Genomic DNA, 24,516 nt, shown 5'->3' with positions numbered 1-24,516 from the left:
TGAGCCTTACGGCTAGCGGGTTTTTAAATTTCTTTGGACTACCTAAGATAGGTAGGTGGTACGAGGGTCGGAACCGATATGAAATACAAGGCATTGTTTTATAAAAAATTATTTATATAACATTGCGCACGTATCACTATTCGTGTCACTCCTTCGAGTTTTGCCTACCAAAATCCAATCACCGCATGACGACTATAAAGGGGTGACGTTTTCCGCTTGAGGGCCTTTCGCTCCGGCGGTCACTTCCATCGTTACGCTCTGGCCTTCTCTCAGGGTTTTGCGGCCGCTACCTTGAATGACGCTAAAGTGAACAAACACATCTTTGCCACCATCTTGTTCAATGAAGCCGAAGCCCTTGTCATCGTTGAACCACTTAACTTTGCCTTGTACTAATGCTGCCATAAATTACTCTTAACTTTTAAAAAACCATTACTGGTATGTTGCCGGTTGTTTTCTATATCAACCGATTACTGATTATGCATCAATTAGGGCAAGTATGTCCCAAAAGAATAGCCGATAGCTCGCGCGGGCGCTATCAGTTCGTTTTAACCAGACGGCACATTCGAACAATATCGATTAAGGAACGCCAACGGGAAGGCATCGAAGCGGCCAAAGCCCAAGGCAAAAAGCTAGGCGCACCGGCCAAGCTGACAGCGGAACAAACCGCCGAAATCAAAGCACGGGTTGAACAGGGCGACGATAAAAGCAAACTGGCGAAGGAATACGGCATTAGCCGGCCAACGCTTTACAAGCTGATTGCCGCCTGAGTTTTCGACCGATCCAGCCAACATAAGCCGCGATCCATGCGGCTTCAAAAAATGTCGTCGCTACTGTCGGCTAAAACCCGTTGAATATGCAATAGCGGCAGATTGACCGATTCCGCAGTAACACAAACACGCCCGTGATTGCCAAGTAGATAAGGAATACCACACTGTCGCAACCAGTTGACCAAGGCTGTGCGGCGCTTAAATCCGCTCCATTCCATCAATTCCTCTTCTTGTATCAAGCTGGTTGTCATTTGATCCGCCTGGGCTATGTTAGATAATTCAAGTTAAATCATCCTATGTTCGGCAAAAGAATAGGGTTCACCGTCGCCAACGATGAAATGATCCAGAACCCGAACATCTATCATCCCTAGCGCCGCTTTCAACTTATCGGTTATTTGCCGATCTGCTTGGCTAGGTTCGTTTGTACCGCTCGGGTGGTTATGGGCGAATATGACCGCCGCTGCATTCAGCTGCAGACAGCGCTTGACTACTTCGCGCGGGTAAACGCTGGCGCCGGCAATCGTGCCCCGGAATAGTTCTTCATATTCAATAACGTGGTGCTGGTTGTCAAGGAACAAACAGACGAACACCTCATGCTCACGTTTACGCAGTTGGGTTTTAAGATAGGCTCGGGTTATATCGGGGCTAGTCAGCTGCGAGCCGCGCTCTACCCGTTGATTCAGCAGCAGGGTAGCCGCCTTGATGATTTGCTCTTCGGTCAATGCTCGGCTAGCGCGATACCTGCCGCGCTGATCCGCGACAAAGTAAGGTAGTTTGATAGGTGTGGTGTTGCTGGTTGTGGCGCTCATGGTTGCACCTTCATCAATTGGCCGCGTAGCGATACCGACAGCGCCAACAGCTCTTCGCAGTCGCATTGCAGGCCGACCACTGCGGAGCCGGTCAGCTCGCCGCGTTCGGCTTCCTTGATGGTCATGCCGTAGCTAAACGCCAGATTAGCAAAGGCCTGGTGTAAGGGTTGGGTAAAGGATTGTTGTTGCTCGATTCGAGCGGGATTTGATGCGCTAGGCATGGTAGCTTCTCCTATTCATAAACGAGTTAACCGCCGCCTTGCTTCCTACGGCATGGGCGACGGGCTTGAGTGGGGTAGGAAATACCGCGAATAGGAGCGGCCAGCCCGTAAAGGCTGCCCAAACAAGCCCGCCATAGCAACAGACACGGCAAGGCCGCGCCGAACAACGGGCATAAAAAAGCCACTGGCTAAGGTGGCGATTGTCGCCTATTCAAACGGGTTTCCTACGCCCGGCCAGTCTGCGGACTGACGACTACATTCTGATCCGGATTCGGCGGTGGTGTCAATGCTTTTCCTCCCCCGTGCCCGCAATCGTGCCGCCATGCGGGTGGCCAGTGCTACGGGTGGCAACAGCTAAGGCTTTCTTCTCCCCCCAGCCCCGATGATTGACGCCATAGGGGTGGCGGCGGTCTTTGGTGGGGTAGCTGGTAGGGGTGTGAGTAAGTCCAAGGCCTTGGCTTGCTTTATCCACATGGGCTTTTTCTATTTATAAAATCCCCCCAGCGAAAATTTAGCTAGGGCGACGCAAAGGACCGGGCAAGCCCTAGACTTTTGACCCGCCCCTGGGTGGGCATGGCTGCGCATAAATTGGGCGGCTTCCGCCCGGCCATGCATCCAACGACGGCGGGCACTAAAAAAATATTCCTTCTATACCCTATACAAAAAATCTGGGGAATCTGGGGAGATAGCCCGCTAAGCCACGCGCGACGCGGCTTTCAAGCTCCCCAACCCCTCTAAAAATCTGGGGAATCTCCCCAGATTTATTTGGGGAGATGGCGCTTATCGGGTGAAATTGACGCGGTTTCCGATCCGGCCATGTCGATTTGTCCAGCTTGCCAGGGTTGGACGCTCCCCAGATTTTTGGGGAATCTCCCCAACCATTTTAAAAATCTGGGGAGCTTGAAAGCCTTATGTATCAAGGCTTACAGACTTATCTCCCCAGATTCCCCAGATTTTTTATACATACCCTTATATTTTTTTCAGCAACGGCACCGGCTAAATCATCAGCCAATCTCGCACCCGCTACCCTATGGCGCACCAATAATGGGGAGCGGGGAACATATGAAAGGGCGGATTACTTATACGGGTACATCCTCAACCCAGTAATCAGACGATAGAATCATGCAGCCGCAATCTGGCACTTCGCCGAATAGAATCGGATGCGCATGTCCGGCCGCTGTGAGATTGACCGTGCCGTCCGCGATGAATGATGGTTTGTTTTCTGGCCTTTCTTGTTGAGTGGCCGTGGTGTTTTTCTTTTTGCCGGTAATCATATTGGCGACCGCCGACAATGCCAGCGATATTGCCATATTGACTACCATTGTAATAATTGTGAAATTGGCAACAGTTACCCCAATCGCCGAAAACGCCATCGCAACAAATGCCACTGGCAGTTCGCCGCCAACTGTCGGCATAATCCACAGCTCTTCATCGGCCCAAGGGTCAAGCGCGTTGCTGGTTATCACCTGCCGTATTTGATCGGGATTGCCTAGGTCTACTAGCAACGCTACATAATGCCCCGCATCGCACTCGGCCAAAAACCCATCGCGCTGCACACCTATCGCGCGCAATGCCTCTGCCGCTGTTTTAACGTCCAAAGTCCAGACGGTTTATATTTTTCCAAATCTCCAAAAAGTCTTACAGTCTTCATGTGAATTCTCCTTCACGGTTAATGCCGAAATCATCGGCGAATATCAATTTTAAAATTTGGCTAAACCTTCCACGTTTGGCGGAAGGGGCTTAACCGGATTCAACAAGGCCGGCATCCAGAACCAGCACACGCACCGACCGACCCGCAATAGTGCGCTTGATGGTTGGGCGTGGCTTACCGCCGCCGTCGTGCTCCATCTTTAACAACAAGCCCCGCTCAGCCATCCGACGCCATAAAGAGCCGGCAGAAATCAGAAAGCTGTCACCTTGATGGCGGGCAAATTCTTGGATAATCTTGAAGGCGGTGTTAGGCTCCAGCCATACCTCGGCGGGTTGCGCGTCCCTGGGTTCGGCATACCAGCCGCAACAATCGCCCATCGGTTTATACATATCGTCGCCATTAAGGTCTTTGCCGGAACTGCGCCAGCCCCAACTAAATGGCCGGGTAACGGGTGGCCCTTGCTTGATAACGGTGGCAATGTGGCCATTGCCCGAGCTGAACGCGGCCCGTAATAGTTGCAAGAAGCGTTCGACTTCGTCTTGCTCGGTTTGATAAGTGCCTTGCTCACTGAATGCCTGCTTTAAGCCGTTCTCAATCTCGGCCAACAACACGTTGGCCTGTTCGCTGGTCAACGTGCCGGCGTCTTCAAGAAATTCCAGAAAGGTTTCGGCACCGCCTAGCAGGTTGCTGTAAATTTCCGGCGCTCTGGGGTGACTGCTGGCGAAGCCGTCGCGAATCGCGGCGTTGCGGAGCTGTTCCACCGCCTTAGGAAATTCGCCCTTCAATCGATCCATACGCGATGCCAACCATTGCAGATAGGCAGACATAATGCCGGCAAACCGCCCGGCCTGTGCGGCGTGCTGTAGTTTGCTGAGCGTGGGGTTATCCACGTCGGCGCGGCCTAATTCCAGCACCAGCAGACGCCCCAGCAGCGACACACCGCGCGGTAAGTCTTCCGCCGTGACCAGTAGCATGGAACGATTAAACGGCGCGGCTTGTGCCTGCATATTGGCCGTGCGGCGGCCACGTCCGGCCCCGTTGCCGGTGCCCCTGATAATCCGCTCTGCCATCGCGTGCTGTTTTTCGGCTTCGACCCGGTTAACACTCGGCTTAAAATCATCAATCGTATACACACCATCTTTGGCCTGGTGGGCTTTGGCCTCGGCATCGTTAGCGCTGTCGCTCCAATTCGCTGGGAAGCTGCGGGCAGTAAAGTCGCCATAAAAGGCTTGAGCGATAGCAGCTAAGGCCGACTTACGGGAACCCGTCAAACCGTGTAACCATATGGCAAAGTCGGTTTGCTGGCACTCACCCAGCGGCGCCCGTGCCACCGCTGCCAACAAAGCCGCGCCGATATGCGGCCTACTGGGTGCCACGTCCAGCAACAGCAGCGCTTCGACTACCGCCTGTTTCAAGTCATCGCCGGATAACGCTACCGGCAGCGCATAGCGGCCCATATTGCCCGGCCCTAAATCCACTTGAACGCCATCGATCAGTCCGACGGCAGTCATAGCACCTGACCCGGTCAAGTAGTGCCATGCGCCGTCGATCTTTTTCCAACCGGTGAAGCGATAGACCACGCGGCGCGGTATATCGCCCGACATGCGGCTGAATTGATGCACGGCGGCGCGTAGGTTGTCACGTTTGGCCGTGCCAGGGTAAACAAACACCCGAGAGCCCCAAGCCTCATTAGGCCAGCAGGCTTGCGACGAGAAAAACGACTTTGCCGGTACATCCACCGCCGGCAATGGCAAGCCATCACCGCGCCGTCCTTCAATTCTCAGAAACGCGGCATCGTTTAAGCCGTCTTCGGCGGTCACTTCCTCCTTGATTGAACATACAAAATCGCATAGCGGAAACTCGACAAATCCAGAGCCATCGGGCCCGGCCTTAACGGCGCGTGATTGATGAAACGCACCGTTTTTTATCAAGTACTCACCGAACTTTTGCGGCGGGGTTGAGCGTCCGCCACCACTTCCGCCGCCACCGTTGCCGGGGGGATTTTGTGTGCTGGCTTTTTTGGCGGGTGGCGGTTTCTTAGCACCCTTAACAACCTCCAGTATTGGCGGGGTTTTGGACTTATCCGACATGGCCGCCACCGTTTAGAAATTGCTGATAGTCGTTGAAATCGGCGTCCGGTATCGGCGGCACGATGACCGAGCCGCCAACAGCCGCTGCGGCTTCGTTGGCTTTAGTTAGGCCTGGGTTGCCGGCGGTTTCGGTGTCGTTATCGGCGGCAAACACAATCTTCGCATCTGGCAGCTTCTCTCGCACAATCCGCCCAACCGCCAACAGATTGTTGGCAGTGAACGCCATATAAGTCTTGATGCGGGTTTTCTCATAAAGCGTGGCAGCGGTGGCGAAGCCTTCGCAAATCAAAACCATGTCAGTTTTCGCACCGATCCACCAGAACAGGCCGGCCAGGCCGCCGCCCGGCAGAAAGTCTTTATTCCGCGTGAATAAGGGATGTTTCTCTGGAAATATCGCTTGCAGGCTGCGGATAGTGCCGGCCTGGTCGAATAACGGTATCAGCAAGCTATTCTCAATCGATACCGTTTGTTTAGTGCCGGCTGCATCGGTAACGGTGCGCTTCCAGGTGCCAACGCGGGCAGCATGGGGCTTGATTTGCTTTTCCAGCAAGTAAGGATGATCTAACGGCGCGGGTTCGGCTGCCGTCCAGATGGCCAAAGCCCGTTTGGCTGCACGATCCATACGAGCTAATTCCTCGGCTTGGCGGCGCTTGCGCTCGCACTCGATCCGTTGGCGCTCGGCTTCGGATAGTGCGGTGGCTTGACCTTCAGCATTCAAAAAGAATGAACCCTTTTCGCCGGTCTTCCAGTTTTGGACGACACCACCTTTACCGTCAATAAAAATCTTAATCCTGCCCGCACCGTTTCCGGGTCTACCATCTTCGACATCAACCACTTGGAAGGTGTCGCGCTTGAAATACTTAGGCGGTAACAGCCCATAATCGGCCAGCGCAGTGCGGGCGGCGTCTTCGATATGCTGAAAGCTCATTGCGCACCGCCGGTTTCTTCGATTTGATGGCCACAATGCGGACACGCGACGGGCTCCAGCATTTCTATTTCCAACTCCAGAAACAGACAGCCAAGCGCGTCAATTAACTTGCGGCACTGGTTGCGCGATGAGCCGGGAATCTTCGCCGCTTCGGTTGCGATGGCTGACTTAATCCGGGATTCCGTGGCGGTTTCAGCCTCAGCCGCCGCAATGGCGAGGCGCATCTTGATAAGTTCGTCTTGAGGGGCTTTTTTGGCTGGCATTACGCACCCCCAATCTTATCGAGCAATGCCCGAATATCGTCTACCGGCCAGACACGGCAGCGCGGGGAAAGCAACGTTCCCGCCGGATACTTGCCATCTTTTACGCCATTGAGGAAGGTGCTTTTTGACACACCCAGCACTCCCAAGACCGATGGCAATCTAACGAAGCCTTCAGCCGGCAAAGGTGCTGGAGTATAAGTGATTTTATTCCGCTGTCTGCGGCGGTTTGCGGTTGGTGCGCGTTGCGCGTTGTCGGGTTTTGCTACCATTGCCAAGCCTCCTTTGGGCTTTGTTGAACAATGGCGCTATCCTAAGTGCGATATTTTCCCGAATTTCCCTACTGTGAGAAACGGGAAAAACTGTCGGGAAATTTTTTTAATTTCGGGAAACGCTGTCAGGAATTTTTTAACAACATTTCGCTTGACAGCTATTTGCCAGTAAGTTTTTTAAAGCTAGTGACCTTGTTATTTAGTGTTTTCAAAGCCATAAAACCACTAGAAGTTTTAGTTTCCCAAGAAAAGCCCGAGCACTTGGCCTCCGTCCAAACATCAATAATTACACCCCCGACGGCGGCTTGTCGGCGATATTTCTTTAACCTTCCCAAATAACGATTGCCGCCGGGCTTGCCTTCAGAAATCCAAGTTTCATACAGCCACTTGTCAATGTCTCTTCTTAACTTATCTTGAACCGAGGTTTCAATATTATCGTTTTGAATGTAAAGGGGTTTTTCCAATAACCTATCCATATCTGCGGACATAACCACCATTACACATTCGCTAAGCAAAACGGGATTGGGATAAATGTCGTCAACACCCCCCCCGCGTCGCTGATAATCGGCTAATTCTTCATAAGACGGATAATGGTATCCAGGCCTCTCAAGAAAAAAAACCTTATCCCCAACAGACCGACTCCAAATGCCTGTACTTTTATCAAGGCCATAAAAGGCTTTTTCTGTATTGTCAACATCCTCCAGCCCATTTACCGTGATAAGCAACTCTTCAGGCTCAATCAATGGCTCAACATTCAAAACCCCAGCCTCATATTGCAGCAAGCACCTCGGGAGTAGTTTTTTATATATTGAGGAATCTGAAGACTCATAATGGACTTTGCCTTTCCTGATAAAGCTCCGCACACGCCAGTTAGCTAGAAGAATGTAGATCGGAATCCTACTCGTTGCTCCAAAATGAAGAAGATCAGCTTCGCTAAGACCAAAGATATCCACTGAATCTTTTAAAGAATAATATTCGCGCTTAATCACAACGCCTCCTAAAGCGTTTGCCCTGATAGGAACCAAGCCAACCGGCAAGGAGACCGGCTTTCGCCCCGTCGGGCTAGGCTTGGTTATTCGGTTTAAACGACCCTGCGAAACGGGATCACATCCGCCCCCGCTTTCAGTCCGTCCAGATAATCCGCCCAGGCCTGCATCATGCGGCGGCGCTCGTCCAAGTATTGCGCGCGGTTATAGGCCGCCCTCACCTGATCCTTGGGCATGTGGCACAACTGCCGCTCGATTGCATCCGGCGACCAGCCTTGTTCATTGAGCAGCGTAGACGCGGTGGTTCTAAAACCGTGGGCGCTCATTACGTCCTTTTCATAGCCTAGTGTTTTCAACGCCGTGCGAACGGTACCGTCGGACATTGGCCGGCCGTCGCCACGGCTGGATGGGAACACGTACTGACCAACGCCGGTTAACGGTTTGATGGCTTCCAATATTGCCACCGCCTGGCGTGACAGCGGGACAATGTGTTGCACTTCGGTTTTGGTGACGAAGTAGCGCCATTCCATGGCCGCAAGATCAATATCTTTCCATTCCATCTGCCGAATCTCGCCAGGCCGCTGGAACAGGTAAGGCGATAGCCTGAGCGCGGTTTGCACAACAAAGGTACCTTGATAGTGAGTAATGTCCCGCAGTAATTGGCCGACTTCTTTGGGGTCAGTAATCGCGGCGTTATGAATGACTTTTTGCGCGGGTATTTGAGCGCCGACAGCTTGCGCCGGGTCGTAATCGGTGAAGCCGTGGGCGATGGCATAGGCAAAGGCGCCGCTGATGTCTGAGCGTACCCTATGCGCGGTTTCCAATTGGTTTTTGATAATCAACGGCCGCACGACGGCGAAAACATCCGGCGATTTAACCTCGCCAATCGGCATTTGGCCGACCGCCGGGAATACATACAGCTCAAAGCGGCGGAGTTTCTTTTGATGGGTGATGTCGCGGACGGTGTGAGCATTTGAGGCTAACCATTCGCGAGTTACATATTCGAAGCTGTTGATTAGTGGCAGACCAGCATCAAGGCGATTTTGAGCTTCGGTGGTTTGTTGGATGTCGGCCTTTTCCTGCTTGCGAATTTCGCCGGGGTCTATGCCATTGGCAATCTGCTCGCGGGCGGCCTCAGCTTTGCGCCTGGCGCTTTCGAGGGAGGTTTCGGGGTACGATCCAAAGCCAAGCCGATTCTGCTTACCCTTAAATCGATAGATGAACCGCCAAAGTTTTGAACCGTTGGCTTTGACCAACAACGTCAAGCATTCGCCGTCGTTGATGGTGTAGTCCTTGTCTTTAGGCTTAGCTGCCCTGTAGACCGTGTCTTTATTGAGATTCTTAGCCATCGAGTGACACCGAAAGTGATTCGCAGTGATACGTTTAGGCGTTACTTTAGCGCGTGTCACTAATCGTGTCACTGTTTGCGGTGTATGTCACTGCATTTTGTTGCACTTCTTTGGACAATAAAAAACCCGCTAAGCCTTATGGCTTGCGGGTTTCTGTATGTTCTTGCACTTCTCTAAATCTTTCTTTGGTACCGAGGGTCGGAATCGAACCGACACTCCTTTCGGAACCGGATTTTGAATCCGGCGCGTCTACCAGTTTCACCACCCCGGCAAAGAAAGCGTCATTATACTGATTTTTGCAGAAATGCCAAACTATTTTTTACGCTGCCAATATTACCGCTGCTTTCAGCTTTTTCATGGCGTTTTGTTCAAGCTGTCTGATACGCTCGGCCGACACTTGATAACGATCCGCCAATTCGTGCAAAGTGGCTTTTTCTTCCAACAGCCAGCGGCTAGCCAGAATATCGCGGCTTCTATCGTCCAAGCCGGCCATGGCGTCCATCAGCAACTCTTCCTTGCGGTCTTCCCAGTCGCTATTTTCCAGCAATAAAGCCGGATCGGCACCATGCTGTTCCAGATAAGCAATAGGCGCTTGCACATGGTCTTCGCTGTCGTCGCCCGTTGGCTCAAGTCCTATATCGCGACCGTCCAAACGCCGTTCCATTTCGTAAACCGTTTTGACGTCCACGTCCAGGTTCTCTGCAATCGCTTCCGCATCGTCTTGCGATAGGTAGTTCAAGTCGTTTTTAAACTTACGCAGATTAAAAAACAGTTTGCGCTGCGCTTTAGTGGTAGCAACTTTAACGATGCGCCAGTTTTTAATTACGTATTCGTGAATCTCCGCTTTGATCCAATGTACGGCAAACGACACCAAGCGCACACCCATGTCGGGGTCGAAACGCTTGACCGCTTTCATCAAGCCGATATTGCCTTCCTGAACAATGTCCGCCAACGGCAAACCGTAACCGGCATAGCCTCTGGCTACATGCGCCACGAAGCGCAAATTGGACATCACCAGCTCACGCGCAGCATTCAGGTCGCCTTCATCCCGGTAACGTAACGCCAAGTCCTGCTCCTGCTCGACGCTGAGTTTGGGCATTTGGGCGACTAAGTTCAAGTAAGAATCAAACGTCCCAACCGATAAATTGATCGGCAAAGCCAAGCTGTTGTTCATATCACCCTCGTTTCCGCGGAATAAATTAACGTTAACCGAATTCTAGCACTCGAAACACGAGAGTGCTAATAATTTAGTAAAAATCTTTTGATACAGATAGTTACACTGATTTTTGCTTCAATTTTGCTGTGTAAGCAGCTAGCGATGCCGCCTTTACGAATTCCGACCAAACTCGTTAAAATGCAGATTAAGTCAGAAATCTCCGCCTAACTCATCAAAACCACAGCCATTTACTCAAACATGTCAGCTTCCGATAGCCCCGTATCATCCAACTTTATTAGACACATCATTGCCGCCGATCTGGCCGCCAACAAAAACAACGGCAAAGTTGCCACCCGCTTTCCCCCCGAACCCAATGGCTATCTGCACATCGGCCACGCCAAATCGATTTGCCTGAATTTCACCCTAGCCGCCGAAAACAACGGTACCTGTAATTTACGCTTCGACGACACCAACCCGGAAAAAGAAAGCGTCGAATATATGGAAGCCATCGAACGCGACGTGCAATGGTTAGGATTTAAATGGGCCGGCAAATACCACGCCTCCGATTACTTCGAACAACTCTACGCTTACGCGGTGCAGTTGATTAAACAAGGCGATGCCTATGTGGATAGCTCGACGCCTGAACAAATGCGCGCCGACCGCGGCACCTTGACCGAACCCGGCAAAGAAAGCCCGGACCGTAGCCGCTCCATCGAAGAAAACCTGGATTTGTTCACCCGTATGCGCGCCGGCGAATTTGCCGACGGCCAATATGTGCTGCGCGCTAAAATCGATATGGCCTCACCCAACATCAATATGCGCGACCCCACCATCTACCGCATCCGCCGCGTCCATCACCAACGCACCGGCGATGCCTGGTGTTTGTATCCGATGTACGACTACACCCATTGCATTTCCGATGCTTTGGAAGGCATCACCCACTCGATCTGCACCCTGGAGTTCGAAGATCACCGCCCACTCTACGACTGGGTGCTGGACAAATTGCAAACCCCTTGTCATCCGCAGCAAATCGAGTTCGCTCGTTTGCAACTGGAATACACCATCGTCAGCAAGCGTAAACTGCTGCAATTGGTGACCGAAAAACACGTCAACGGCTGGGACGATCCACGCATGCCAACCATTTCCGGACTGCGCCGGGCCGGTTTTACCCCGGAAGCGATTCGCGATTTCTGCGAACGCATCGGCGTCACCAAAAACGACTCATGGATCGAAATGGGCGTACTGGAAAACTGCATCCGCGAAGACTTGAACGAACGCGCGCCTCGAGCAATGGCCGTGTTAAGACCGTTAAAAGTGGTCATCAGCAACTGGGAAGACGGTAAAACCGAAACCTACCAAATCGCCAACCATCCGCAAAAACCGGAAATGGGCAGCCGGGAAGTCAGTTTTTCCAAAACCATCCTGATCGAACAAGACGATTTTATGGAAAACCCGCCTAAAGACTTTAAGCGTTTGGTGCCAGGCGGCGAAGTGCGCTTGCGCGGCTCCTATGTGATCAAATGCGAGGAAGTGATTAAAGACGCAGCCGGTAATGTCATCGAACTGCGTTGCAGCTACGATCCGGCCACCTTAGGCAAAAACCCCGAAGGCCGCAAAGTAAAAGGCGTAATCCATTGGGTTTCTGAACAACACGCCCTGCCCGCCGAACTACGTTTATACGACCGCTTGTTCAGCCATCCCAACCCGGACACGCTGGATAATTTCCTGGATGGCATCAATCCCAATTCGCTGGAAGTGTTGACTGATTGCCGGGTAGAAGCCAGCCTGGTCAATGCCACGCCGGATACCCGTTATCAATTTGAGCGCACCGGCTATTTTTGCCTGGACTATGCCGACAGCACCGCGGAAAAATTGGTGTTTAACCGTACCGTGACCTTGCGCGACAGTTGGGCAAAGTAGCAAGGTAATTAACCATGGCCGCGCTGCAACCCTTAGTTAGCCATCTCGAAACCCAAACCGGCCAGTCTCTTAACAACCACCGCCTCAGCACTATCGGCGGTGGCGACATCAATAGCGCTTACCGGCTGCAAGCCGCCAATATCGACTGGTTTATCAAATTAAACCGGGCGAGCCTGGCGGAGATGTTTGTAGCGGAAGCGGCCGGTTTACGCGAATTGGCGGACATTGGCGCGGTGCGCGTGCCCAAGGTGATTTGCTTTGGCGAATGTCAACAACACACTTATCTGGTGCTGGAATTCATCGAATTGGGCGCGTTGCATAGCCGCAGCGCCAGCTTATTCGGCGAACAACTGGCCTTGCTGCACCAACGGCCGCAAGCCTATTTCGGCTGGCCCATCGATAACACCATAGGCTCCACCCCGCAACATAACGCCAGACACGACGATTGGGTCAGTTTTTGGCAGCAACAACGCCTGGGCAAACAATTACAGTTTGCCGCCGCCAACGGTTATCGCGGAGCGCTGCAGAGCCAAGGGGGAAAACTGCTGGAAAGAATTGGCGATTTTTTTAGCGATTACCGCCCTCACCCATCCTTGCTGCACGGCGACTTGTGGGGCGGCAATGCTGCCGCAGACAACCAAGGACAACCGATAATCTTCGACCCGGCTTGCTATTACGGCGACCGCGAAGCCGACCTGGCCATGACCGAATTATTCGGCGGCTTCAGCCGCGATTTTTATGCGGCTTATCAAGCCGAATATCCGCTGGACCCTGGCTACAAAACCCGTAAAACCCTTTACAACCTTTACCATATCCTTAACCATCTTAATCTGTTCGGCAGCGGTTACTTGAACCAGGCCAACAGCATGATCGCTCAGTTATTGGCCGAATTGAACTAATCGCGTCCAGCGCCGAATGGCCAACCAAAGCGATACATTGACATAGCCAGTTGCAATTCCCCCTCCTGCATTTTCCCAGCTCATAAAAAGAATTTTTCCCGCATCAATCCAGGAATTTCCTCCCGGATAATAGCCGTCAATTTTAAGGCCGAAACATCAGCTTATATCCAGAGCCGCGTTTCGAAATTTATGACACCAACCCATTCCACCGCTGCCATGAGCAACACCCTAAAAATATTGTTAGTCGACGACCATGCCGTGGTACGCGCAGGTTTTCGCATGCTATTGTCGGTTAGCGGCAATGTCGAAGTCATCGCCGAAGCGGAACGCGGCGAACAAGCCATTCAGCTTTATGGCGAGTCCAAGCCGGATCTGGTGGTCATGGATCTATCCATGCCGGGAATCGGCGGTCTGGAAACCATTCGCCGAATAGTCGCACGGGATGCTGATGCGCGGATTTTGGTATACAGCATCTATCACGAACAAGTTTACGTACGGCGTGCCTTGGATGCCGGCGCGCAAGGGTACATCACTAAAAACATGGCGCCAAATCTGTTGTTGCCGGCGATAGAAAGCATTATGCAAGGTAAAGGTTTTACGGAACCCGGCCTGCTTAAACCCGCGGACGAGCCTTCCGCCAATGCGCAGTATCAAGCGCTGATAGATGCATTCTCGCCGCGCGAGTTCGATATTTTCCGGCTACTGGCCCAAGGCCTGACGGTCTCGAAAATTTCCATTCACCTGTGTTTGGGCAATAAAACCATCGCCAACTACGCGACGCAAATCAAGAAAAAACTGCACGTGCAGACCACCACCGAATTGGCGCATATCGCCGTCAACCTAAACATACTCAATAACTAAACCGTATCTTAAAGCAGATCAGCGCAACACCCTGATCGAACCTAGCGTACCGGTTTCAACGGTCACGCTGAGGCGGGTAATTTTACTGACGCGGATTGCGTTCTTGGGTTGCGAGGGGTCGAAATTGAATTCATCACCCTCGCGAACCATGAAAGTACCCACACCGCTGACTTCCAATAGGGCAATAAACGCCTTGCCGGACGGATTCAACAAACCGCGTAGTTTGAGGTTAGGCACCTTCATGGTTTCTTGATTCGGCAAAAACCCGTAAGCGCCGGCCGTTGTGCCGCCCTGCGCACCAGCCGTTTCGTACATCAGCTCGCTGGGCGTGAAAGGATCGCGCAACTGCTTCGGCGCCGAGGGAGTCGACGGCAGCGGCGTAGCCGGTGTTTCCAGGGCATGCGCGGCCAATGCCGTCATTGACAAAACAAGGCCGACAGTCGGCTTGATTAAATTCGACAAACTCATTTACTGCCCCGATACCAAAGAGAATAAGGCTTGAAAAAATGCATAATAGACAAAGCCCACCATCGAGCCGATGACCAATATCATCACCGGCTCGATCAAGGCCGACAGACGCTTGATCGCAATTTCCAACAGCTTTTCGTAATAAATTCCCAGTTCCTGTAACACCTCATCCAGCGCCCCGGTACCCTCGCCCACAGCGACCATCTGCACCACCAGCGGTGGGATGCGCGGATGATCGATACTGCGCGCAATGTCTCGGCCCTCTAAAATTTGGTTGGACGCGGCCAGCAACTGATCGACATAAACCCGGTTGCCCAGCAGATTCGCGGTGATTTTCAATGCTTCGAACACGGTGACACCGCTGCGCAGCAGAATCGACAAAGCCCAGTTCATCTGCGCCATCGAACCGGTCACCAGCAGCGAGCCGATCACCGGCAACCGCAGCAACAGCCGGTCTAGCCACAAACGGCCGTTACGGGTTTGATAAATCACTATGACCAGCAGCAGCAAAGCCGCCGCGCCGCCGGCCAGCCACAGGCCATGCTGACGCACGGAGTCGGACACATCAACCAGCAACTGGGTGGATGGTGGCAAGGCCTTCCCTTTGCCCATCAAGAATTTACTAAATTTGGGGATGATTTTTACCACCATGAAAATGCCAACGCCGATTGCCGCCAGCAGCACAATCGCCGGATAAATCATCGCGTTGATGGTCTGCGCCCGCAGCGCGGCTTTTTTATCCAGGTGTATCGCCAACCTTTCCATGATTTGGTCCAAATCGCCTGTAGTTTCTCCGGCAACCACCAAATTGATCGCCATTTCCGGAAACACCGCCTTGTGCTTACTCATTGCCGAGGACAGTGATTGGCCGACCCGAATGTCTTTCAGCATCAGGCGTAAAGTCAAATTCAAGCGCGGATTGGTCAATTGCGCCTGAGCCAGTTCCAGTGCCTGCGCAACCGGTAGACCTGCACGCAGCATAAAACTCATTTGCCGGAAAAAGAAAATCAACGCCGTGTTCGTTACCGAACGTTGCGAGGCCAACCAGTCCGTGAAATTGGCCTGGCCGAAAAAACCGCTGCTGCCGCGCCCCTGCCGCAACGCCAACACTCGCAAGCCGCGTTGGCGCAATTGCGATGCGGCATTACCCATATCGTCGGCTTGCAGCCTGCCGCCAATCTCGTTGCCGCGCTCGTCCAAGGCGGTGTAAACAAATTCCCCCATCTCAGTTTACGCCGCGCATACCGCGGGTTTTGTGGACCGCCACATCGCGTAACTCGTCCAACGTAGTCATGCCCAACAGCACTTTACGGCAGCCGTCCTCCCACATAAAACTCAGCCGCTCGCCGGCACTGGCTTCCAAGGTTTCCTCATCGGTACCGCGCGCCACCAAGCGTGCCAGAGTTTCATCCAGCCACAGGGTTTCGAACAATCCCAGCCGGCCGCGAAAACCGCTGCCCTGGCAGATCACGCAACCGCCCGGTTCGTAAATCTGCACGGCATCGTCATCCCGCCCCAGTTCCGCCAGCTCGGCTGGCGTCGCCAAGCGTGATTTGCGGCAATGCCCGCATAAGCGGCGCACCAAACGCTGGGCAATAACCGCCGCCACCGTGGAACCGATCAGGAACGGTTCGCAACCGATGTCGATCAAGCGCGTGACAGCGCTCACCGCGTTGTTGGTGTGCAGCGTCGAAAACACCAAATGCCCGGTCATGGCCGCTTTTACCGCCACATCGGCGGTTTCCGGGTCGCGAATCTCGCCTACCATCAGCACATCCGGATCGTGCCGCAAAAACGAGCGCAGGGCGTCAGCAAAGCTGACTTTCGGCCCGGTCTGCAATTGAGAAACCCCGTGCATCACATATTCGATCGGGTTCTCCACGGTCATGATGTTGATGTCGGCGCGGTTGATTTCCTGGAGCGCGGCGAACAAGGTGGTCGATTTACCACTCCCGGTCGGACCGGTCAGCAGCACCATGCCATAGGGGCGGTGGATCACCTTGCGAAAATGCTGTAAGTCGTCTTCCATCATGCCCAAATCGGCCAGCGTCAAGCCGAACGCCTCTTGGCCGAGCAGCCGCAGCGTCATCCGTTCGCCCAGCCGGGTCGGCGCCGTCGCCACCCGAATGTTAAAGCCCTTATCAATAGGCTTAGGCAAATGATAAGAAAAACCGCCGTCTTGCGGCATGCGCTGTTCGGCTATATCCAAGCCGGCCAGCACCTTGACCCGCGACACCAAAGCAGCCGCCGCGCCGGCGTTGGCGACCAACGGAAAGTCGCGCAATTTGCCGTCCACCCGCAAACGAACCCGCAGACCTTGCGCATCCGGCAATAAGTGAATGTCCGAGGCCCGGTAAAAATAGGCTTCGCGGATAATACCGTCCAGCATCGCCACCAAATCGGTATCGGTCTCCGCTGTCACAGCGCCGCTTTGTTCCGGCGCCGATTTTCCGGCCAATGCCTGCTTTACCTTTAATTGCAATAAAGCCAGATCGGCCATTGCCAGCGGCAATACCTGCCCCAACAAGCGTTGCACCGAATCGATGCCACCCCGGTCGCCCGGATCGCCGCAGATCAGTAACACCTGTTCACCATCACTCACCGGCAACAGCAATTTGCGCTGTACCAGACTGGGCGGAATTTTTTTTAACAAGGTGTTTTCCACCTGTAGCGTATCCAGATCGACATACTGCACACCGTATTGCTCGGCCACCGCCCGGTGCAAGGCCGATAAGGGAAAACGATAATGGGCCTGAACCATGCTTAGCAAACTCAAGCGTTGCCGGCGGGCTTCCAGACGCAGGCGTTCCAATTGCGCAGCTTCAATCAAGCCACAGCGCACACCGGCTTCCAAGAGATGTTCGTCATTGATAGCCATACGCTTACAACGCCAAAATCACTTCGGCCAACAAAGATTGCGGATAGCCGGGCATGGCCAACGCCGGCATGCGCTCGACGCTGATACGCAGCACCGCCACTTGAAACGGCAGCCGATCCAAATCGTGAATAAACCGGTTCAAAGCCAGATAGGTGCCCTCCACCTCCAGGCGCCGCAACGGTCTTTCCAACAACGACCCCGGCGACATGCGCGCCACCCAACCAGCACTCAACGGCGGAATCACCGCAGCGATGGGCGCAGCGGCAGCGGCCGGCGTCACCGTCGCCGGTTTGTTTTTCCGGCTTTTCTTGGTGGTTGCCGGTGCCGCCGCAACCGGCGCGGCATTGTTGCTTACCGCCGCTTTGAAAACCTCGTTGGCGCGCACATGAATCTGCGCATCGCGCGCCACTTTGGAAATATTCACGATCAGAAACTGCGAGTCGTCCGGCGCCAGATGTTTTTCCACACTGTCCGACTGCTCCTTGATAGCCGCCAGCAAACGCTCTTGTTCCGCTAATTGGCTCTTCAAACGCTCGATGTCCTCATCCGGTTCTTCCGGGATCTCGGCGGTACGCAGGCGCTTATCGGTGGCTTCCGCCGTTTGTTGCAATTGGCCGATTTCCCGGTTGGCCGGCACCCAGCGCAACCAGGCGTATCCGCCGATGACGATCACGCCGATAGCCAAGGCCGATAACCATTGTTCGCGCTTACTCAAAGGGGGTAGTTTCATGGGGGTTTGGATTGGATAAACGAATGATTTTGCCGTCCGGCTCGGCCAATTTGACCAGCCGCAAGGAAATACTGAAGCCGTTGCTCTGCAGCGGTCCTTTGCCGAAAGTCACTTTGGGCTCGCGAACCTGCAAATCCCAGCGGGCGGCGGCATCACCCACCCGTTTGATAAAGGTCTGCGCCGCGCTGTCGCTGAGCGCCCAGGCTTCCAGCACCAGGTTTTCCGCTTCGATGCGTTTGGCGTCGATAGGATTGGGCGGAGCCGCGTTCGGCGCCGCGGCCGGTTTTAATGCCGACTTGTCCGGCTCATCCAAACGCTCGATCACCACCTCATTGTCAACCAGCGTTTGCAGCATACCCAACACACCTTTGACCAAATCCATGCGCTCCGGAATATCTTCGTCGTAGAAGCGGGCCAGATTTTCCAGACGCGACTGTTCGGTGCGCAAACTCTTTATCTTGTCCTTGATCTGGGCGATTTCAGCCGCTTGGGCATTGATGCGCTTAATAGCCTCATCGATACTTTGCCAGCTGGTATCCACCTGCTGCTTGTAGCTCTCAACGCTGCTTTTGCGCGCCCACAAGGACAGCTCGGCCACGCCGACCACCACCAATAGCAGCAGCACCAGCGCCGCGGCCCGCACCTCCAAGCGATCACGCAGTGCCGGCAACGGGCCGCCCAAGCGCACCCCCACGCAACGCTCCGCTTCGGCCAAGCCCAGGGCGTGGTAAGCCGCTCCGGCCATGCCCGGCGAGACCTTATCGCCAACGACAGCATGGGTTAGCGGGTGCAAGTCCAGTTCCAGCATGTGTTCCAAATTAGCGGCCAGCTCGGGTGCCGGCGGCCAACTAGCCAACCACACCGGCTCGCGCGGCGGCGCATGCAGCGCGTGGTAGCTTTCCAGGCAAATATCCAGCGGCGCTTTGTGCAGATTCAAATAGTGGCGCAAGGCCGTAATCCCGTCAGCGGCTATCCGCGTGCTAAACCCCAAACCGGGTTGAGTCTCCAGCAGCACCGCTTGGGTTTCTGTCGGGGGCAATAAGGCCGCGCTGCAACCGGTCAAGGGATACATGGTTTGCAATTTCAAACCCTGCCGCGCAAAAGCGTCCGACCAGCGCTGCAACAAACTTTGGTGCACGCAACTAATCAGCCAATTGAAAGTGCCGGGTATATCTTCCACCGCGCTCTGCGCCGCCCAGCCCACTTCGATCGCCTCGTCAGCGGCTTTCAGCCATTCCTGCCCAGTCAAGCAAGCATTGAGCTGACTGCGCTTGATGTAGCCCAACTCCACCGCCAGATCGCCGAAACGCCGCAAGGAAAACTGCTCGGCCAACGCCAAGCCACCGCCGGCCCTGGATTTGCCTTGCTGCAAATCCATCACCGCCCGGGCCTGTTCCTCGGTCATATAACCTTGGCCCACCAATAAATGCCCCACCGACCAGCGGGTAACGTGCTGCAGCAACAGTGGCTCGGCTTCCCAGCGCGCCAGCTCCAACATCTGCAACAACGGCCGGGGTTTGCGAGGATTGACCGGTAACTCCACCAGCGTGGAAAACACCGCCGGCGACAACAGAATCGCCGAACCGCCGCCCTGCCAACCCTGGCTTTTTAGCGTAGTCAACACATCGCTCAGGCCTTCGGCCATATCCACCTGCTCGGTGTTTGCCTGATACAGCAATTCCATATCCTGATCGGCACGGCGCAGCACGGCGGCGCGCAAGGAAAAACCGTCGGTCTCGCAGACTAATAACTGCGACGGGATAGCAAAAGGGATAAAACGGTTAAATTTCATGGAGGCTTGGCATTAGAGATTTTTTAGCGGTTTCCGGACTGTGGCATTTTCGGCGCTGCCGCTTGGCGCCCCGACGATCCTCGATCGCTGCCATTAAGTTAACAGCAGGAGATTCCCTCTCCCCCAGGGAGAGGGTTAGGGTGAGGGGAATAAATAAAGGAAGAAGCGATATTTTGATCCCCTCATCCCAACCTTCTCCCAGGGGGAGAAGGGGCTTTTTCCTTAGCGTATTGGCAGTGACGGCCCGCAGTGAGAGCACATGGCGGGACCGATTCGGACAAAGTGGACTCATGGAATGATCCAATTTAGGGCCAAATTCAGTGTCTGGCGGGGTAAGACACTGAAACTGCGGATGTTGCTTACAGCCGGAACTGGATTTTCGGCCACACAATCGCCGTCGAAAATTCGGTAGTTATCCGGGTCACCAGACGGTACTTCGTGGCAAATGATTGCATACCCGCGTTGTCCGATAGGCAAAAGTGGCGGCGTGCTCAACTTAAAGCTCTCGGTTTTTTGACTGCTCCCCAATACTGATTCCTTTGTCAAAACCAAGTAATCAGGGGTTCCTTCGTCCGAATCGATGTAATCCGTCAAATCGGATAAATAAAGGCGCAACACCAAATTAACTGGGTTGGGCGTTGGCAATGGTGCCCCACTTTGATTCTCAAACGTCACACTCACTGCCGCCGGTAATGGCACCTGCCAATCGGCGCTGACAATCAGTTGCGGCGCGGCCACGTCATCGGTGGCAACAGCTAAATCCATGCCTTCGCTAGCTAAACTGGCGGTCGCTGCGGTTACGCTGTAATCCCAGCCTGAATCCAGCGCATCAGCGGCCGCATTCGCGCCCTCGTTGCCATAGCCGTCTCTAAAACGCAGGCCGCCGCCGGATTCCGGGATAACCTGTAAATAGGGGCCGCGCCAGCCCATGCCGACACCGGTGTCTTGATCCAAATGCCAATCGCTAACGATTTCGGTGTCGTCGCACGGCGATTCAAAGGTTTTCGGAACGGTGGCGGGAAGCACCTCGTCACCGAGCCTCAATAACTCCGCCAAACATAAGGGCAAGCGCCCCATATCGGCCACGAAGCCGCTAAGCTCCGGCGCGCCGTTCACGGTGCGAGTCGGGTCGCCGACGATGGCTTTACGGATCAGTTCCATCCGGCGTTTGGTTTCGTCGTATTTAGCTTGATCTTCCACGCCCTCGGTCAGCATCAGACCGGTGGACGCCACCAGTGCCATCAAAAAAATCACCAGCAACATTTCCAGCAGGGTAAAGCCGCGCTCGGATTTGTGATGTATCGAACCGACCGCAGGTAGGGTGGATAAGCGCAGCGCATCCACCGGGATAGGTTTGCATGCGGTGGATGCGCTGCGCTTATCCACCCTACTCGCTGTGCCCAAAAGCTGGCATCGATTCCCACGGCGGAGCGTGATAGCCTGCGCTTTGGCGTTTTTGGCGATTTCGATCAATAAGTTCATCTCAACAAACACAGCGCGGTATCGTCACCACCGCCGGCCAGCTGGCAAGTGCCGGGCGTTGGGTTATCGTCGGTTTTATCCGGACCCAGGCTGACCAGCCGGGCTTTGTCGGCGTCATCCAAATCCAGCATGAGGTAATTGGCTTGATAGGCATCGGTGAACACCCACAAATTATCGACACCGGCATAACTCATCAGAGCGCTTTTACGTTGCAAATACGGGCCGTTCCAACCGCGGCGGGTATCCGGATTCCAGCCGTTGCCCAAAGGATCCGCAAACAGCATCCAGAAATTGGCCGGCGATTCGCACCAGGCCAGTTTTGCGGCGTCGGTAGTGCCCGCTTCGGAAGGTAAATTGACTAAATCCGGGTTGATTTTGCCGGCGTTTGCCGGGTCCTCGCAGACATAAACCCCCTGCCCCGGCAAATCGTTGCTACCGCTATCGCGGCGAAACTGCAACAACGCATTGCGGATTTCCGCGATTTCAAACCGGGTAGCATCTTGGCGGCCTTGATCCTGCACGCCTTCGTAAGCCAGCACCGCCGTCCCGGCTACTACTGCCATCAGCGCAATCACCGCCAATAATTCCAGTAGGGTAAAACCGGCTTGCGACCGAATTTTCACGGTTTTGGAACGCACGGCGGCAACATCGCGCCAGGCGACGGACCGCAACATCCCGCTAAGAACAAACAATAAACACCTCATTTACTTGCTTGTGAAAATTAAAAACTTAGCCAGCTCTCGTTTTCGATTCGCTGGCATTAAGTTAGCGCCACGCCGGGATCGGCACCCAATCAAACATCTCACTCAAAGTTGCTTAGCAGGCTCACCGCTGCTAGTGACCACTTTTGCACCCAGCGTGGATGCCAGCATCGGCAACATGAAATTAACCTTGGCACTGTCCGCGCCTTTGAGATGGAAAATGTCGACGATAAACTTCGATGCATCATTCGGATATGCCGCCAAGGCCCGGCTCAGCGTGCTTTTGGATGCTTGCTGATCGCCGTTCAGGGCTTGCAGCAGCGCCAGCCGGTACACTAAATTGTTGGCGGGCACAAAACGCACGGCAACATCCGCCAACACGGTCAGTTGCGGACGCATCGCCAAATCATCGGGTTGGCCGGTAAAGGTAAAAATCATCGGCACATAAGGTTCGAGCAGCGGCGCTTGCGTCACCGCTTTTTGACAAACATCCACCAGATGATCGGAGCGTTGCTGAGAGGGTTGCGCCACCGTCGCTAACAAGGCCAATTCCATGCGCAGATAATGAGCTTCATGTACAACCGCCACGGACGCGGCGGCAGCAATGCAGAAGCCGGCGATAACCGTGCCGGTTTTTTTCCAGGCTATCGGCCGGCTCAACTCATCACCCAAGCCCAGTACCATCGCGGCAACCCCTAAAAACGGCGCATACCACAGCGGGTATTCCAACATGCTGTGAATGCCCAAAATTGCCGCCAACAACATCAGCCAAGTCTTAAACGCTTGCTGCGTTGTTCCCTCGCCCACGGCCAACACCGGACGAATCCAGCGGCTGATAGCCAACAACAGCAGCAATACCGGTAATAAACCCAGTTCGGCCAACAAGTGCAAAATCAAGTTGTGCGCGTGTTCGATGTAGGTGGGGAGTGCCGGAATATATTGACCAGCTTGAAAGTACGCAGTATCGAATTGCCCGAACCCTTGGCCCAGCAAGGGCTGCTGCAAAAACAAGTGCCAGGCCACTTGCCAGATATGCCAGCGCGGCGACGCGCCGCTGGTTGGTTGCAGCATGCGTTCCGCCGAGCTGAGTTGCGCATCTGGCAACACCCCCAGCGACCACAAACCCTGCAAGGCCAGATAGCCGAAAAGGCCTAAACCAATGGGTTTCAACCAGGCGGAACGGTAGCGCCACGCGATGACAAAGATGGCTAGCCAATACAATAAAACGCTGCGAGAAGGCGTCAGGCTCAAGCCCAGCATCAGGCTAAACCCGCAGAAAGCAAATACCCACCGAGGTAGCCGACCAAGCGCATGCCAGTACAGTAAAGACACACTGCCCAAGGCCAAGAAATCGCCGTAGTTGTTGGCTTGGCCTACGCCGCCCCAGTCGCCGATTTCCCCGGATAACCGCCCGAATAGCTCACGCCAGGCCACCAGCGCGGCAGCCGTTACCAAACCACCAGCCAGCCAGCCGCCGACCCGTTCGCCACCAAACTGTTGCCGCAAATGAGCCATCAAAACCATCATCAGCGCAGCCCAAGCCAAATAAGCGATCCCCATATAGGCATGGGGTACGACGACTTGTGGCAACAATGTGGTTTGTAAAGCCAGATAGGCGGCCAGCGTTAAAGGCAACCACAGCGTGCGCGGCAGCTGCAAATGCTCGCTACGCCACAAGCCTGGCAATGCCGCCGCACAAGCCAGCAATCCGCCGGCTAGCGCCAGCCATTCCAGATGAAAGGTGATTACCGGCTGTAAATGCCAGGGCGCCAGCCAAGGCAAAATCGGCAGCAAGCCTAATAGCAACAGGCTGAGCGGTGGAAGTTTGGAGAAGTAGAGCGATTTCATCGTTTGTTGTCGGTTTTGGTTGTGTTGCGCTTTTCGAAGCATGAGCGGCTCTTACGTCCTTGGGCATAAGCATTCGTCCTTCGGCCTTGCTCAGTATCCTCAAGGGCATTGAGGCGAACGGGATTACGGGCCGGAAAATAGGCCGCCATTCCGCCAGGGCTGCACTTCGAGCACTTACGACTAGCGAAATCCAGATTGCCGAGCGGTAAAACGCCGTCGCCATCCGGTGCCTCCGGACTCGGGCAATCTCTCCCGAGGTGGTGTTTAATAATTGGCTGTGACGCTTACACCCGGCAATGCCTAAAGGCTGCCATTTGCACTGCCAACCTGATCCAAATGCGACCGTCCGAAATGGCGATAGGCCCGGTACCTGCTAGCTCTAAACTCTGCAACAAAGCCCAGAGCTAGCAGGGATTCCCACGGCGGGCCGTGGGAACCGGCGTACCTA

Annotated in this window: 24 protein-coding genes and 1 tRNA gene; 4 read left to right on the top strand and 21 right to left on the bottom strand. The window is 54.3% G+C overall.

Annotated features, from left to right (window positions below; translation table 11 throughout):
- Nucleotides 1-192 precede the first annotated feature (192 nt).
- Nucleotides 193-402 (bottom strand): cold-shock protein, encoded by a 210-nt coding sequence (locus tag ACR02O_RS11530; RefSeq protein ID WP_064010690.1) that lies wholly within the window; start codon nt 400-402, stop codon nt 193-195.
- A gap of 74 nt (nt 403-476) precedes the next feature.
- On the opposite strand from ACR02O_RS11530, the gene ACR02O_RS11525 reads away from it, so the two are divergent.
- Complete coding sequence (locus ACR02O_RS11525) at nt 477-767, top strand: helix-turn-helix domain-containing protein (RefSeq protein WP_171694916.1); 291 nt, start codon at nt 477-479, stop codon at nt 765-767.
- A 44-nt stretch (nt 768-811) separates the two neighbouring features.
- On the opposite strand, the gene ACR02O_RS11520 is transcribed toward ACR02O_RS11525, so the two are convergent.
- The 12 genes from ACR02O_RS11520 to rpoH form a co-directional block, all read right to left on the bottom strand.
- Nucleotides 812-1,018 (bottom strand): DUF4224 domain-containing protein, encoded by a 207-nt coding sequence (locus ACR02O_RS11520; protein WP_171694915.1) that lies wholly within the window; start codon nt 1,016-1,018, stop codon nt 812-814.
- A gap of 33 nt (nt 1,019-1,051) precedes the next feature.
- Nucleotides 1,052-1,576 (bottom strand): RadC family protein, encoded by a 525-nt coding sequence (gene radC, locus ACR02O_RS11515; protein ID WP_253734401.1) that lies wholly within the window; start codon nt 1,574-1,576, stop codon nt 1,052-1,054.
- A complete protein-coding gene (locus ACR02O_RS11510; RefSeq protein ID WP_171694913.1) occupies nt 1,573-1,797 on the bottom strand; it encodes a hypothetical protein in 225 nt (74 codons plus the stop codon). Before ACR02O_RS11510 ends, radC begins: the two co-directional genes overlap by 4 nt.
- A gap of 1,079 nt (nt 1,798-2,876) precedes the next feature.
- Nucleotides 2,877-3,335 carry a tail assembly protein gene (locus ACR02O_RS11505; RefSeq protein ID WP_494523420.1) on the bottom strand — a complete coding sequence of 153 codons (459 nt, stop codon included), beginning with the start codon at nt 3,333-3,335 and terminating at the stop codon, nt 2,877-2,879.
- Between the two features lie 202 nt (nt 3,336-3,537).
- Nucleotides 3,538-5,538 (bottom strand): cell wall-binding protein, encoded by a 2,001-nt coding sequence (locus ACR02O_RS11500; protein ID WP_494523419.1) that lies wholly within the window; start codon nt 5,536-5,538, stop codon nt 3,538-3,540.
- The gene (locus ACR02O_RS11495) at nt 5,528-6,466 is read right to left on the bottom strand and encodes a toprim domain-containing protein (protein WP_494523418.1); all 939 of its coding nucleotides are present in this window, start codon (nt 6,464-6,466) and stop codon (nt 5,528-5,530) included. The genes ACR02O_RS11500 and ACR02O_RS11495 overlap by 11 nt, the downstream gene beginning before the upstream one ends.
- Nucleotides 6,463-6,729, bottom strand: coding sequence for a hypothetical protein (locus ACR02O_RS11490; protein ID WP_171694909.1), 267 nt, complete (start codon nt 6,727-6,729; stop codon nt 6,463-6,465). Before ACR02O_RS11490 ends, ACR02O_RS11495 begins: the two co-directional genes overlap by 4 nt.
- Entirely contained in the window at nt 6,729-6,998 is a 270-nt protein-coding gene (locus ACR02O_RS11485) for a helix-turn-helix transcriptional regulator (protein WP_171694908.1), read from the bottom strand. The genes ACR02O_RS11490 and ACR02O_RS11485 overlap by 1 nt, the downstream gene beginning before the upstream one ends.
- A gap of 158 nt (nt 6,999-7,156) precedes the next feature.
- Nucleotides 7,157-7,987 (bottom strand): hypothetical protein, encoded by an 831-nt coding sequence (locus ACR02O_RS11480; RefSeq protein ID WP_171694907.1) that lies wholly within the window; start codon nt 7,985-7,987, stop codon nt 7,157-7,159.
- 92 nt (nt 7,988-8,079) lie between these two features.
- On the bottom strand, nt 8,080-9,333 hold the full coding sequence (locus tag ACR02O_RS11475) for a tyrosine-type recombinase/integrase (RefSeq protein WP_171694906.1): 1,254 nt from the start codon (nt 9,331-9,333) through the stop codon (nt 8,080-8,082).
- A gap of 186 nt (nt 9,334-9,519) precedes the next feature.
- A tRNA-Leu gene (locus ACR02O_RS11470) sits at nt 9,520-9,604 on the bottom strand.
- A gap of 48 nt (nt 9,605-9,652) precedes the next feature.
- Nucleotides 9,653-10,507: an RNA polymerase sigma factor RpoH gene (rpoH, locus tag ACR02O_RS11465; RefSeq protein ID WP_494523417.1), complete on the bottom strand. Its 855-nt coding sequence runs from the start codon at nt 10,505-10,507 to the stop codon at nt 9,653-9,655.
- Nucleotides 10,508-10,747: 240 nt separating this feature from the next.
- Here rpoH and ACR02O_RS11460 point away from each other — a divergent pair, with 240 nt between their 5' ends.
- The 3 genes from ACR02O_RS11460 to ACR02O_RS11450 all read left to right on the top strand — a co-directional run bounded on the left by ACR02O_RS11460 (nt 10,748) and on the right by ACR02O_RS11450 (nt 14,169).
- Nucleotides 10,748-12,409, top strand: coding sequence for a glutamine--tRNA ligase/YqeY domain fusion protein (locus ACR02O_RS11460; RefSeq protein WP_494523416.1), 1,662 nt, complete (start codon nt 10,748-10,750; stop codon nt 12,407-12,409).
- 14 nt (nt 12,410-12,423) lie between these two features.
- The gene (locus tag ACR02O_RS11455) at nt 12,424-13,308 is read left to right on the top strand and encodes a fructosamine kinase family protein (protein ID WP_494523415.1); all 885 of its coding nucleotides are present in this window, start codon (nt 12,424-12,426) and stop codon (nt 13,306-13,308) included.
- 216 nt (nt 13,309-13,524) lie between these two features.
- A complete protein-coding gene (locus ACR02O_RS11450) occupies nt 13,525-14,169 on the top strand; it encodes a response regulator transcription factor (RefSeq protein WP_494523467.1) in 645 nt (214 codons plus the stop codon).
- A gap of 18 nt (nt 14,170-14,187) precedes the next feature.
- On the opposite strand, the gene ACR02O_RS11445 is transcribed toward ACR02O_RS11450, so the two are convergent.
- The 8 genes from ACR02O_RS11445 to ACR02O_RS11410 form a co-directional block, all read right to left on the bottom strand.
- Nucleotides 14,188-14,637: a hypothetical protein gene (locus ACR02O_RS11445; protein WP_026601048.1), complete on the bottom strand. Its 450-nt coding sequence runs from the start codon at nt 14,635-14,637 to the stop codon at nt 14,188-14,190.
- Nucleotides 14,638-15,861 (bottom strand): type II secretion system F family protein, encoded by a 1,224-nt coding sequence (locus tag ACR02O_RS11440; protein WP_494523414.1) that lies wholly within the window; start codon nt 15,859-15,861, stop codon nt 14,638-14,640.
- A 1-nt stretch (nt 15,862) separates the two neighbouring features.
- Complete coding sequence (locus ACR02O_RS11435) at nt 15,863-17,515, bottom strand: GspE/PulE family protein (RefSeq protein ID WP_033156644.1); 1,653 nt, start codon at nt 17,513-17,515, stop codon at nt 15,863-15,865.
- Between the two features lie 4 nt (nt 17,516-17,519).
- Nucleotides 17,520-18,245, bottom strand: coding sequence for a hypothetical protein (locus ACR02O_RS11430; RefSeq protein ID WP_205454007.1), 726 nt, complete (start codon nt 18,243-18,245; stop codon nt 17,520-17,522).
- Nucleotides 18,223-20,037 carry a hypothetical protein gene (locus ACR02O_RS11425; RefSeq protein ID WP_033156646.1) on the bottom strand — a complete coding sequence of 605 codons (1,815 nt, stop codon included), beginning with the start codon at nt 20,035-20,037 and terminating at the stop codon, nt 18,223-18,225. Before ACR02O_RS11425 ends, ACR02O_RS11430 begins: the two co-directional genes overlap by 23 nt.
- Nucleotides 20,038-20,325: 288 nt before the next feature.
- Nucleotides 20,326-21,519: a type II secretion system protein gene (locus tag ACR02O_RS11420; RefSeq protein ID WP_033156647.1), complete on the bottom strand. Its 1,194-nt coding sequence runs from the start codon at nt 21,517-21,519 to the stop codon at nt 20,326-20,328.
- A complete protein-coding gene (locus tag ACR02O_RS11415; RefSeq protein ID WP_494523413.1) occupies nt 21,516-22,193 on the bottom strand; it encodes a prepilin-type N-terminal cleavage/methylation domain-containing protein in 678 nt (225 codons plus the stop codon). The genes ACR02O_RS11420 and ACR02O_RS11415 overlap by 4 nt, the downstream gene beginning before the upstream one ends.
- Nucleotides 22,194-22,325: 132 nt before the next feature.
- Entirely contained in the window at nt 22,326-24,068 is a 1,743-nt protein-coding gene (locus ACR02O_RS11410; protein WP_494523412.1) for a PglL family O-oligosaccharyltransferase, read from the bottom strand.
- Between the last annotated feature and the right edge of the window lie 448 nt (nt 24,069-24,516).

It is taken from the genome of Methylomonas sp. PHL2-19 (genome assembly GCF_059331595.1).
This window is presented reverse-complemented; position numbering and strand designations above follow the sequence as displayed.

What these genes read in the sequence shown, in the direction of transcription:
- ACR02O_RS11530 (WP_064010690.1), bottom strand. Translation starts at nt 402, where the DNA reads ATGGCAGCATTAGTACAAGGCAAAGTTAAGTGGTTCAACGATGACAAG.
- ACR02O_RS11525 (WP_171694916.1), top strand. Translation starts at nt 477, where the DNA reads ATGCATCAATTAGGGCAAGTATGTCCCAAAAGAATAGCCGATAGCTCG.
- ACR02O_RS11520 (WP_171694915.1), bottom strand. Translation starts at nt 1,018, where the DNA reads ATGACAACCAGCTTGATACAAGAAGAGGAATTGATGGAATGGAGCGGA.
- radC (WP_253734401.1), bottom strand. Translation starts at nt 1,576, where the DNA reads ATGAGCGCCACAACCAGCAACACCACACCTATCAAACTACCTTACTTT.
- ACR02O_RS11510 (WP_171694913.1), bottom strand. Translation starts at nt 1,797, where the DNA reads ATGCCTAGCGCATCAAATCCCGCTCGAATCGAGCAACAACAATCCTTT.
- ACR02O_RS11500 (WP_494523419.1), bottom strand. Translation starts at nt 5,538, where the DNA reads ATGTCGGATAAGTCCAAAACCCCGCCAATACTGGAGGTTGTTAAGGGT.
- ACR02O_RS11495 (WP_494523418.1), bottom strand. Translation starts at nt 6,466, where the DNA reads ATGAGCTTTCAGCATATCGAAGACGCCGCCCGCACTGCGCTGGCCGAT.
- ACR02O_RS11490 (WP_171694909.1), bottom strand. Translation starts at nt 6,729, where the DNA reads ATGCCAGCCAAAAAAGCCCCTCAAGACGAACTTATCAAGATGCGCCTC.
- ACR02O_RS11485 (WP_171694908.1), bottom strand. Translation starts at nt 6,998, where the DNA reads ATGGTAGCAAAACCCGACAACGCGCAACGCGCACCAACCGCAAACCGC.
- ACR02O_RS11475 (WP_171694906.1), bottom strand. Translation starts at nt 9,333, where the DNA reads ATGGCTAAGAATCTCAATAAAGACACGGTCTACAGGGCAGCTAAGCCT.
- rpoH (WP_494523417.1), bottom strand. Translation starts at nt 10,507, where the DNA reads ATGAACAACAGCTTGGCTTTGCCGATCAATTTATCGGTTGGGACGTTT.
- ACR02O_RS11460 (WP_494523416.1), top strand. Translation starts at nt 10,748, where the DNA reads ATGTCAGCTTCCGATAGCCCCGTATCATCCAACTTTATTAGACACATC.
- ACR02O_RS11455 (WP_494523415.1), top strand. Translation starts at nt 12,424, where the DNA reads ATGGCCGCGCTGCAACCCTTAGTTAGCCATCTCGAAACCCAAACCGGC.
- ACR02O_RS11450 (WP_494523467.1), top strand. Translation starts at nt 13,525, where the DNA reads ATGAGCAACACCCTAAAAATATTGTTAGTCGACGACCATGCCGTGGTA.
- ACR02O_RS11445 (WP_026601048.1), bottom strand. Translation starts at nt 14,637, where the DNA reads ATGAGTTTGTCGAATTTAATCAAGCCGACTGTCGGCCTTGTTTTGTCA.
- ACR02O_RS11440 (WP_494523414.1), bottom strand. Translation starts at nt 15,861, where the DNA reads ATGGGGGAATTTGTTTACACCGCCTTGGACGAGCGCGGCAACGAGATT.
- ACR02O_RS11435 (WP_033156644.1), bottom strand. Translation starts at nt 17,515, where the DNA reads ATGGCTATCAATGACGAACATCTCTTGGAAGCCGGTGTGCGCTGTGGC.
- ACR02O_RS11430 (WP_205454007.1), bottom strand. Translation starts at nt 18,245, where the DNA reads ATGAAACTACCCCCTTTGAGTAAGCGCGAACAATGGTTATCGGCCTTG.
- ACR02O_RS11425 (WP_033156646.1), bottom strand. Translation starts at nt 20,037, where the DNA reads ATGAAATTTAACCGTTTTATCCCTTTTGCTATCCCGTCGCAGTTATTA.
- ACR02O_RS11420 (WP_033156647.1), bottom strand. Translation starts at nt 21,519, where the DNA reads ATGAACTTATTGATCGAAATCGCCAAAAACGCCAAAGCGCAGGCTATC.
- ACR02O_RS11415 (WP_494523413.1), bottom strand. Translation starts at nt 22,193, where the DNA reads ATGTTGCGGTCCGTCGCCTGGCGCGATGTTGCCGCCGTGCGTTCCAAA.
- ACR02O_RS11410 (WP_494523412.1), bottom strand. Translation starts at nt 24,068, where the DNA reads ATGAAATCGCTCTACTTCTCCAAACTTCCACCGCTCAGCCTGTTGCTA.